Source organism: Pantoea sp. Taur (genome assembly GCF_009830025.1).
Taxonomy (GTDB): domain Bacteria; phylum Pseudomonadota; class Gammaproteobacteria; order Enterobacterales; family Enterobacteriaceae; genus Pantoea; species Pantoea communis.
The window spans coordinates 1-9,602 of sequence record NZ_SZZZ01000042.1 but is presented as its reverse complement, the minus strand read 5'-3'; the positions used below and the strand labels follow the sequence as shown (position 1 = coordinate 9,602).

At 53.6% G+C, this 9,602-nt stretch carries 9 protein-coding genes and 1 rRNA gene; 7 read left to right on the top strand and 3 right to left on the bottom strand.

The features are described from left to right. A partial coding sequence (locus tag FD744_RS25770) for a hypothetical protein (RefSeq protein ID WP_237449393.1) occupies positions 1-110 on the top strand: 110 nt, incomplete at its 5' end. Between the two features lie 34 nt (positions 111-144). Here the strand turns inward: FD744_RS25770 and FD744_RS24910 are convergent. Then, positions 145-1,260, bottom strand: a complete 1,116-nt coding sequence (locus tag FD744_RS24910; protein WP_160869960.1) for a tRNA/rRNA methyltransferase — start codon at positions 1,258-1,260, stop codon at positions 145-147. Between the two features lie 156 nt (positions 1,261-1,416). Between FD744_RS24910 and trxC the strand changes: the two genes are divergently transcribed. The 6 genes from trxC to FD744_RS24880 all read left to right on the top strand — a co-directional run bounded on the left by trxC (position 1,417) and on the right by FD744_RS24880 (position 7,960). Continuing rightward, positions 1,417-1,836, top strand: coding sequence for a thioredoxin TrxC (gene trxC, locus FD744_RS24905; protein WP_034825465.1), 420 nt, complete (start codon positions 1,417-1,419; stop codon positions 1,834-1,836). A 78-nt stretch (positions 1,837-1,914) separates the two neighbouring features. Further along, positions 1,915-2,607: a tRNA-uridine aminocarboxypropyltransferase gene (locus FD744_RS24900; protein ID WP_160869958.1), complete on the top strand. Its 693-nt coding sequence runs from the start codon at positions 1,915-1,917 to the stop codon at positions 2,605-2,607. An 85-nt stretch (positions 2,608-2,692) separates the two neighbouring features. Then, positions 2,693-3,463 (top strand): YaeF family permuted papain-like enzyme, encoded by a 771-nt coding sequence (locus tag FD744_RS24895; protein ID WP_058959191.1) that lies wholly within the window; start codon positions 2,693-2,695, stop codon positions 3,461-3,463. 43 nt (positions 3,464-3,506) lie between these two features. Next, positions 3,507-6,158, top strand: a complete 2,652-nt coding sequence (locus FD744_RS24890; protein WP_160869956.1) for a bifunctional acetate--CoA ligase family protein/GNAT family N-acetyltransferase — start codon at positions 3,507-3,509, stop codon at positions 6,156-6,158. 122 nt (positions 6,159-6,280) lie between these two features. Beyond that, positions 6,281-7,636, top strand: a complete 1,356-nt coding sequence (gene pssA, locus FD744_RS24885; protein ID WP_034825458.1) for a CDP-diacylglycerol--serine O-phosphatidyltransferase — start codon at positions 6,281-6,283, stop codon at positions 7,634-7,636. 3 nt (positions 7,637-7,639) lie between these two features. Beyond that, positions 7,640-7,960 (top strand): YfiM family lipoprotein, encoded by a 321-nt coding sequence (locus FD744_RS24880; protein ID WP_058959193.1) that lies wholly within the window; start codon positions 7,640-7,642, stop codon positions 7,958-7,960. Here the strand turns inward: FD744_RS24880 and FD744_RS24875 are convergent, their stop codons facing one another. Further along, a complete protein-coding gene (locus tag FD744_RS24875) occupies positions 7,961-9,265 on the bottom strand; it encodes an MFS family transporter (protein WP_160869954.1) in 1,305 nt (434 codons plus the stop codon). Positions 9,266-9,477: 212 nt separating this feature from the next. Further along, positions 9,478-9,593 (bottom strand): 5S ribosomal RNA (gene rrf, locus FD744_RS24870). Positions 9,594-9,602 lie beyond the last annotated feature (9 nt).

The window sequence follows — 9,602 nt, the reverse complement described above, 5'->3', positions numbered from 1 at the left end:
CAGAGATGGTCAGACTACCGGGACGACGGGAGCGCTCGTTCCCAAGGGTGGTGAAAGAGAGACCCTATAAATATCCGACAGCCAGAAGAAAAAATGCCAGTCAGGCTTAACTGACTGGCATTAGGCCTTTCGGCCCGTTTTCTTTTATGCGTTCTGGCGCCACCATTCGGCGAGCAGAATGCCAGTCGCCACGGAGACATTAAGACTCTCAACGTTGCCGGTACCGCCAATCGACAGGCTGATATCGCCCTGCTGGAAAGCGCTGTCGGACAGACCTTCACGCTCTTGTCCCAGTACCAGAACCATTTTGGCTGGCAGCTCGGCTTTCGCCAGCGGCGTGCCTTCATGGCTGGAGGTGGTGACAATGGTGTAACCCGCTTTACGGAAGGCTTCGAGGCCACTAGCAAAACTTTCACCGCTGATCGCCTGCACATGTTCCGCGCCACCTTCTGCGGTACGTACTGCCGCGCCCGATTCCAGCAGCGACGCATCGTTGACCAGCAAACCTTTCACACCGAAGTGTGCGCAGCTACGCATGATACCGCCGAGGTTGTGCGGGTTGCTGACATCTTCCAGCGCCAGCACGCAATCTTTGGTATCCGCTTTTTTCAGCCACTCAGAGACTTCCATGCCCATACGTTTCTTGATGATGAAGCACACGCCGCCGTGGTGTTCGGTGCCTGAAGCCTTAGTCAGCTCGGCATCATCCACCACGTGGTAGGCTTTACGGTTGGCCGCTAACCAACGCAGCGTTTCGCGGAAGCGCGGGGTGACGCTCTGGATAAACCAGGCACGTACAATGCTCTCTGGGCGGCTGGCAAACAGCGCCTGGCAGGCATTTTCGCCGTAAACGCGCGTCTCTTCCTGACGCTGACGGCGAATCTGCTCGGGATCGATCACCGGCTTGTTGCTGGCTGCATCATCAACCTGGCTGTCATCAGCCACTGGCGGACGAGAAACGGTGCGCCACGGAGAATCACCGAAGCTGCGGTTGTCATCACGATCATCGCGACGACCGAAGCTGCGACCGCGGTCAGCATTGCGTGCATCACGCACGGGCGTTCCGCGTCCACCTGCACTGCTGCGACCACCTTCTTCATTATTACGTGCAGTACGAGGACCAGAACGACGATTATCTTCCTGGCGCGCAGCAGGACGGCCGCCTTTGCCGGTACGAGGATTTGGCTTTTGGCCTGCATCCTCATCACGTACATACATCACTTTTACCTTGCCGCTTTTGCCTTTAAATTCGTCGTTCATTTGTTCCTCCTGCATTGAGAGCGCGAAGATTACCTGATGTGCTGGAGCTTAGCTATCAACTATTGAACCTATTGGGCAATCCAGATTGAGCATAGCACTCAACCTTTTCATAATGTTCGGCAATCATAACATTTACAGGTCCGGTTTGAGGTGACGATGAATACTGTATGTGCCTCCTGTCAGGCAACTAACCGCGTTCCCGAGGAACGTATTGCCGATGGCGCCAAGTGTGGTCGCTGTGGCGACGAGCTGTTCAATGGTGAAGTCGTGAATGCCACGGCAGCCACGCTGGATAAATATTTGCAGGACGATTTGCCCGTGGTGGTCGACTTTTGGGCGCCGTGGTGCGGTCCGTGCGTGAACTTCGCGCCTGTTTTTAAGGATGTCGCTGACGAACGCCGCGGTAAAGTGCGCTTTGTGAAAGTGAACACGGAAGCCGAACCGGCACTCAGCTCACGCTTCCGCATCCGCAGTATCCCGACCATTATGGTGTTCAAAAAAGGTGAGATGGTCGACATGTTAAACGGGGCAATGCCCAAAGCGCCGTTTAATGAGTGGCTCGACGAATCACTTTAAGCACCTCAGGCCAGCCCCTGTGCTGGCCTTGCCGTTAGCCTTCCATTAAACTGGCGTTTTTTTCCTGCCTGCGATTCTATGTCTGAAAATGCCGTTCTGCGCTTACGTGCGCAACGTTTAGCACGCGCTACGCGCCCGTTTCTTGCCCGTGGCAATCGCGTGTTGCGTTGCCAGCGTTGTCTGTTGCCGCAAAAAAATTGCCTGTGTGCCACGCTGCAACCGCAGCTAGCACGCAGCCGTTTTTGCCTGGTGATGTTCGATACCGAGCCGATGAAGCCGAGCAATACCGGACGCCTGATTGCCGATATCCTGCCTGATACGCTGGCGTTTGGCTGGTCACGCACCGAACCTGATGAAGCGATGCTCGCAGCAGTGCAAACCACCGATTATCAGCCACTGGTAGTATTTCCGGGCTCGTATGCCGATGCAGGCAGGGAAGTCCTCACCGCACCTCCGCTCACCGGCAAACCACCGCTATTTATTATGCTGGATGGCACCTGGACCGAAGCCCGCAAAATGTTCCGCAAAAGCCCCTGGCTGGATGCGTTCCCGGTGATGTCACTCAACGTTTCCACACCTTCGCGCTACACGCTGCGGGAAGCGCACGGCGAGGGCCAGCACTGTACCGCTGAAGTGGCCGCCGCGCTGCTGGAACAGGCTGGCGATGTTGAGGCAGCAAGCGCGTTACAGCAGCATTTTGAGCATTTCCGCCACGCTTATTTGGCAGGCAAGCCGCATCATCCTGTGCACTATCAGGAAAGTGTGCTGTAGGGATCGCCTGATTTTTTAACTCGTCCGTTTGATTTATAGTCGCACATCGCCATGGAGTTGGCTCCCAACATAAGGATGATGCGCTATGAAAGTCTGGTGGCTTGTTGTGCTGCTGATAGCGGGCTGCAGCACGGCACCGCAAACTGACCGCCCTTACCCACTGCAGTTACAATCCGTTAGCACACGCCCAGGTGGCATCATTAGCGTTGCTGAATTGCAGCCCGGTGATTTGCTGCTCTCCTCCGCCACCTCGCCTCAATCCTGGGGCATTCGCCTGATTAGCTTCAGCGGTGTCAGCCATGCCGCAATCTACCTGGGTGATCGGCAAGTGGCGGAAGCCGTGGGCAGTGGTGTCAAAATCATTCCGCTGCAACAGGCTATTGAGGAGAGTAATAATGTGTTGGTGCTACGCGTGCCCAGCCTCACTCAAGACCAAAGCTCGCTGTTGCGCGAATTTGCCCACCAGCAACAAGGCAAAAAATACAATTTCAAAGGTATCGTGATGTTCATGCCGTTTATGGTTTCGCGCCGCGTCTGCGAGCTGCCGCTGATGCATGAAAATCTACGTAGTGCCTGTCTCACTGCATTAGCGCGCGTGCAACTCGCCGACGTTGACGATCCTCAAGCCAATCGCTTCTTCTGCTCAGAATTCGTCATCGCAGGATATCGCCATGCAGGCGTCGAGCTACTTCAGGGACAGGCGAGCTGGGTCAGTCCGGCTGATCTCATGCATCTGCGTGATGGAGATGTCTCAGCATGGCATAGCGAGCAGAATATGCAGTACATCGGCCATTTAAAGCGCTGGAACCTTAAAGAGATCCTCAGCCTGCGATCGGCGAGTCGGCAAGCAGAGTAAAAAGCGTTTACAATCATGCCAATCTTGATGTCGGGAGCGGATGATGAGCCAACGCGGACTGGAAGCACTGTTACGACCTAAATCAATCGCGGTGATTGGTGCGTCAGTTACACCGGGGCGCGCCGGCTACTTTATGATGCGTAATTTGCTGGCTGGCGGATTTAGCGGTCCGGTGCTGCCGGTCACGCCGAAGTATAAAGCCGTGAGCGGTGTGCTGGCCTGGCCGGATATTGCCAGCCTGCCGTTCGCACCCGATCTCGCCATTATCTGTACTCATGCCAAACGCAATCTGGAGCTGCTGAAGCAGCTGGGTGAAAAAGGCTGCAAAGCCTGCATCATTCTCTCCTCGCCCGCCAGTCAGCTTGAAGAATTGAAGGCCTGTGCCAGCCAGTGGCAAATCCGCCTGCTCGGCCCGAACAGTCTGGGATTGCTGGCCCCGTGGCAAGGATTAAACGCCAGCTTCTCGCCGGTGCCGATCGCAAAAGGACGCATTGCCTTTATTTCTCAATCCGCTGCGGTATCCAACACCATTCTTGATTGGGCTCAGCAGCGCAATCTCGGCTTCTCCTGGTTTATCGCTTTGGGCGACAGTCTGGATATTGATGTTGATGACTTGCTGGATTTCCTGGCGCGTGACGGTAAAACCAGCGCTATTCTGCTCTATCTAGAGCATCTCAGTGATGCGCGCCGCTTTGTTTCGGCCTCTCGTAGCGCCTCACGCAATAAACCGATTCTGGTGATCAAAAGCGGTCGCAGCCATCAGGCACAGGCGATGATTGGCACACTCAGCGGGCTGGATGCAGCATGGGATGCCGCGATTCAGCGTGCCGGTTTGCTGCGGGTGCAGGACACGCATGAACTGTTTTCAGCGGTGGAATCGCTGAGCCATATGCGTCCATTGCGAGGGGATAGATTGATGATCATCAGCAATGGCGCAGCCCCCGCTGCCTTAGCACTGGATGAGCTGTACGCGCGTAATGGCAAACTGGCTACGCTGAGTGATGAGACTTTACAAGCCTTGACCACGTTGTTGCCCGAGGGCGTTGGCCGCGGTAATCCGCTGGATCTCAAGGACGATGCCACCCCAGCGCGCTATGTTGCCTGCATTGAACAACTACTGGATAGCCATGAACTTGATGCATTAATGATTATCCATGCCCCGAGCGCTGTGTCTCCTGCCACCGAAACGGCCGAGCAAATTATTGCGGCAGTGGCAAAACATCCGCGCGGCAAACAGGTGACACTTCTCACTAACTGGTGTGGCGAATACTCGTCACAAGCCGCTCGTCGTGCTTTCACTCAGGCCGGAATCCCCACCTGGCGCACACCGGAAGGCACTGTAACTGCATTTATGCATCAGGTTGAGTATCGCCGTAACCAAAAACAACTGCGTGAAACCCCCGCCTTGCCGATCGGCCTCACGCAAAATAGTACGCAGGCGCACCAACTGATTCAACAAGCGCTGGATCAGAGGATTAACACCCTGGATACCCACGAAGTGCAGCCGGTGCTGCAAGCGTATGGTTTGTCGACGCTACCGACCTGGATTGCGAGTGACAGCCGTGAGGCCGCCACTATTGCCGATCAGATTGGTTATCCGGTGGCGCTTAAGCTGCGGTCGCCGGATATTCCACACAAATCAGAAGTTCAGGGCGTGATGCTGTATCTGCGCAGTTGTGAGGAGGTCGAGCAGGCCGCTGAAGCGATATTTGATCGCGTGCGCCATACCCATCCTCAAGCCCGAATTGATGGATTGCTGGTACAAAGCATGGCGAATCGTGCGGGTGCGCAGGAATTACGCGTGATGGTGGAGCAAGATCCGCTGTTTGGTCCCATCATTATGCTGGGTGAAGGCGGCGTAGAATGGCAGGCCGATAAACAGGCTGCCGTCGCACTCCCCCCATTGAACATGACGCTGGCGCGTTATCTGGTGATTCAGGCGATGAAGAGCGGCAAAGTGCGCAGTCGCAGTGCGTTGCGTCCACTGGATATTGCCGGGCTGAGCCAATTGCTGGTGCAGGTTTCAAATCTGGTGGTAGATTGCCCGGAGATCCAGCGGCTGGATATCCATCCGCTGCTGGCCTCCGCGAATGAATTCACCTTGCTAGATGTCACGCTGCAACTCGCGCCCTTTACCGGTGATAACGAAGCACGCCTGGCTATCCGTCCTTACCCGCATCATCTTGAAGAACAAGTACAGCTGAAAGATGGGCAGTATTGCCTGTTCCGTCCGATCTTGCCGGAAGATGAACCACAACTGCGCGCGTTTATCGCTCAGGTAACGAAGGAAGATCTTTATTATCGTTATTTCAGTGAGATCAATGAGTTCACACATGAGGATCTCGCCAACATGACCCAAATCGACTATGACCGAGAGATGGCCATTGTTGCAGTACGACAGCACGACGGGAATGATGAGATTATTGGTGTGACGCGTGCGATCTCGGATGCCGATAACATTGATGCGGAGTTTTCGGTGCTGGTGCGCTCCGATCTTAAAGGACTCGGGATGGGCAGACGATTGCTGGAAAAGATGATCCGCTATACGCGCGATCATGGTCTGCAACAATTGAACGGTATCACCATGCCACACAACACCGGCATGATTACGCTGGCACGAAAACTGAATTTTCGTGTGAATATTCAATTGGATGATGGCATTGTCAGCCTGAATTTACCGCTCGGTGAGGCGTGATGATATCCTGTACAGAAAGGTAAAAATCCTCCTTATCAGGCCGGTTGATGTTATTATTTACCGTTAGGATCATGATTTGATGGCAAAAGGCCATGCAATGAACAGAGAAGAAGTGCACTGTGATGTTGTCTAAATTTAAACGCAATAAACACCAACAACACCTCGCACAGCTGCCTAAACTGTCACAATCCGTGTCGGATGTGACCACGCTTTACTCGCCTGCCGAGTTCCGTGAGACCCTGCTGACGAAAATCGCTGCGGCTGAAAAACGCATCTGCATCGCCGCGCTCTATCTCGAGAACGACGACGGCGGGCGTGGCATCATGCAGGCACTCTATGCTGCGCGTCAGGCACGTCCGGAGCTGGATATCAGCATTCTGGTGGATTGGCATCGCGCGCAGCGTGGCCGAATTGGCGCCGCTCGTGGACTGACCAACGCTGATTGGTATTGCGAGATGGCAGCACAGCATCCCGATATCGCTATTCCAGTGTATGGCATTCCCGTTAACACGCGTGAAGCACTTGGCGTACTGCATCTTAAAGGCTTCATTATTGATGACACCTTACTGTATAGCGGCGCCAGCCTGAATGATGTTTATCTGCATCAGCATGATAAATATCGCTATGATCGCTATCAGCTAATCCGCAATCCACAATTGGCGGACACCATGTACGCGTGGATTTGCGAAAATCTCAAGCAGTCCGATGCGGTTAATCGCCTTGACCAGACTGAGCGTCCATCCAGCCCTGAAATTAAAAACGAAACACGCCAGTTCCGCCAGGATTTGCGCAGTTTTAACTACCAGTTCGCGGGGAATACTGACAATGAGTCACTGGCGGTCACGCCGCTGGTGGGCCTTGGCAAACGCAGTCTGCTCAATAAAACCATCTTCCATTTGATGCCGTGCGCCGAGCGTAAACTGACGCTGTGCACGCCTTACTTCAACCTGCCAGCGATCCTGGTGCGTAATCTGATCCACCTGCTGCGTCAGGGTAAAGAAGTGGAGATCATCGTGGGCGATAAAACCGCCAACGATTTCTACATCCCGCCTGACCAGCCGTTTAAAATCATCGGCGCACTGCCCTATCTGTATGAGATCAACCTGCGACGCTTTCTGAGCCGTTTGCAGTATTACGTCAATAACGGCCAGTTGACGGTGCGTTTGTGGAAAGACGGCGAAAACAGTTATCACCTGAAAGGTATTTGGGTGGATGACGAGTGGATGATGATTACCGGTAATAACCTTAATCCGCGCGCCTGGCGACTGGATTTGGAAAATGCGGTGCTTATCCATGATCCGAAGAATGAGCTGGCAGAACAGCGCGAGAAAGAGCTGGCGTTGATTCGTGAACATACCACGACGGTCCAGCACTTCCGCGAATTAGAGAGTATTTCTGACTATCCGGCGAAAGTACGTAAGTTAATCCGTCGTCTACGCCGTATCCGTATTGACCGTCTTATCAGTCGCTTACTCTAGCAGATGCGTGCGTTCATCCTCTGCGTAGTTTTACTTTGTAGTGGATGTGCGCATGTGGCACAAGATAACTGGACCGGTAAGGACAAAGCCGAACACTTCTTCTCTTCTGCCGTGCTAGCCGCTGCCGGCAGTGAAATCTCCCAACACCAGCATCAAAGCCGTGGACAAAATTTACGTTTTGGCTTTTTGTTCTCGCTGAGTTTTGGCGTAGGAAAAGAGTTATATGACAGCCGCTCTTCGGGGAGCGGCTGGAGTTGGAAAGATCTCAGCTATGACGTGGCGGGAGCGGCCACTGGCGTTGCCTTGTGGAATTTAAGCCAATAATCACAGTGCAATGCCCTTCCCTTTGCGATGGAGCATCAGGGAAATAACGAAGGCCAACGCCCCCATAGCCGACACATACCAGAAGAAACTGGTTTCAATCCCCTCTTTCTTCAGCAGTAAAGCGACATACTCGGCCGAACCACCAAAGATCGCATTAGCCACCGCATAAGATAAGCCAACACCTAGCGCGCGCACTTCTGGCGGGAACATTTCTGCTTTCAGAATGCCACTGATGGCGGTATAGAAGCTGGTGATAATCAGCGCCAGCATGATCAGTGCAAATGCGGCCCAACCGCTCTGCACATTTTGCAGCATCATCAGGATCGGCACGGTACAGATCGCTGCACCCGCACCAAAGATCATCATCGAGGATCGACGGCCGATCTTATCTGAAAGCGCTCCAACGATCGGCTGAATCAGCATGAAGACGAACAATGCAGCAGTCATCAATCCGCTGGCACTGCGTGCATCCATCCCAGCCGTGTTGACGAGATACTTTTGCATGTAGGTGGTAAAGGTGTAGAAGCTCAGTGAACCGCCGGCAGTAAAACCCAATACCATCAGAAATGCGCGTGAGTGATTGCGCAGCAAACCCATAACGCTGCCCGCATCTTTATGTTCACGATTCTTTTTCTCGGAGGTTTCATTCAGTGAGCGACGCAGCCACAGAGCGACCACAGCCAGCACGGCGCCAAGGAAGAAGGGGATACGCCAACCCCAACTGCGCAACTCTTCGTCGCTGAGGATCTGTTGCAGCACCACTACGGTAAGTACCGCTAACAGCTGCCCGCCGATCAGCGTCACGTACTGGAATGATGCGTAAAATCCTTTACGGCCCTCTAAAGCGACTTCACTCATGTAAGTGGCGCTGGTGCCATACTCTCCTCCCACTGACAACCCTTGAAACATACGCGCCAGCAGCAGGATCACCGGTGCCGCTACGCCAATTTCGCCGTACCCTGGCAGGCAGGCGATCACCAGGGATCCTAAACACATCATGCAGACAGAAATCAGCATTGAGTTTTTACGTCCATGGCGATCGGCGATATAGCCAAACAGCCAGCCACCAATCGGACGCATCAAAAATCCAGCGGCGAATACACCTGCTGTTTGCAGTAACTGCGTAGTGGTATCGCCTGCCGGGAAGAATACATGCGCGAAATAGAGTGAGAAAAAGGAGTAAACGTAGAAATCAAACCATTCGACCAGATTGCCTGATGATGCGCCAACAATCGCCCAGATGCGCTGTTTGCTGTTTATCGTTGATTCAGATGGTGCCACTTTTTGTTGTAGTGAGTCGGTCATGTCTTACCTCATTTCCTTGCGATAAATTAATGCCAAAGGATTCAGTAAAGCACGTGTTGAGCGGTTTCGGGAATTGGATGACGTTGAAGGTGCTAATTTGTGATTAGTAAGGGATTTTGGGGGTGAAATTAGGGCGATTGCATGCAATTTCAGCGTTATATAGACGTAAAAAAACCCTGAACTTTCGTTCAGGGTTTCTTCACTTGTTTAATGCCTGGCAGTTCCCTACTCTCGCATGGGGAGGCCCCACACTACCATCGGCGCTACGGCGTTTCACTTCTGAGTTCGGCATGGGGTCAGGTGGGACCACCGCGCTACAGCCGCCAGGCAAATTCTT

Coding starts and splice junctions, on each gene's coding strand:
- FD744_RS24910 (WP_160869960.1), bottom strand. CDS start 1,260: ATGAACGACGAATTTAAAGGCAAAAGCGGCAAGGTAAAAGTGATGTAT.
- trxC (WP_034825465.1), top strand. CDS start 1,417: ATGAATACTGTATGTGCCTCCTGTCAGGCAACTAACCGCGTTCCCGAG.
- FD744_RS24900 (WP_160869958.1), top strand. CDS start 1,915: ATGTCTGAAAATGCCGTTCTGCGCTTACGTGCGCAACGTTTAGCACGC.
- FD744_RS24895 (WP_058959191.1), top strand. CDS start 2,693: ATGAAAGTCTGGTGGCTTGTTGTGCTGCTGATAGCGGGCTGCAGCACG.
- FD744_RS24890 (WP_160869956.1), top strand. CDS start 3,507: ATGAGCCAACGCGGACTGGAAGCACTGTTACGACCTAAATCAATCGCG.
- pssA (WP_034825458.1), top strand. CDS start 6,281: ATGTTGTCTAAATTTAAACGCAATAAACACCAACAACACCTCGCACAG.
- FD744_RS24880 (WP_058959193.1), top strand. CDS start 7,640: ATGCGTGCGTTCATCCTCTGCGTAGTTTTACTTTGTAGTGGATGTGCG.
- FD744_RS24875 (WP_160869954.1), bottom strand. CDS start 9,265: ATGACCGACTCACTACAACAAAAAGTGGCACCATCTGAATCAACGATA.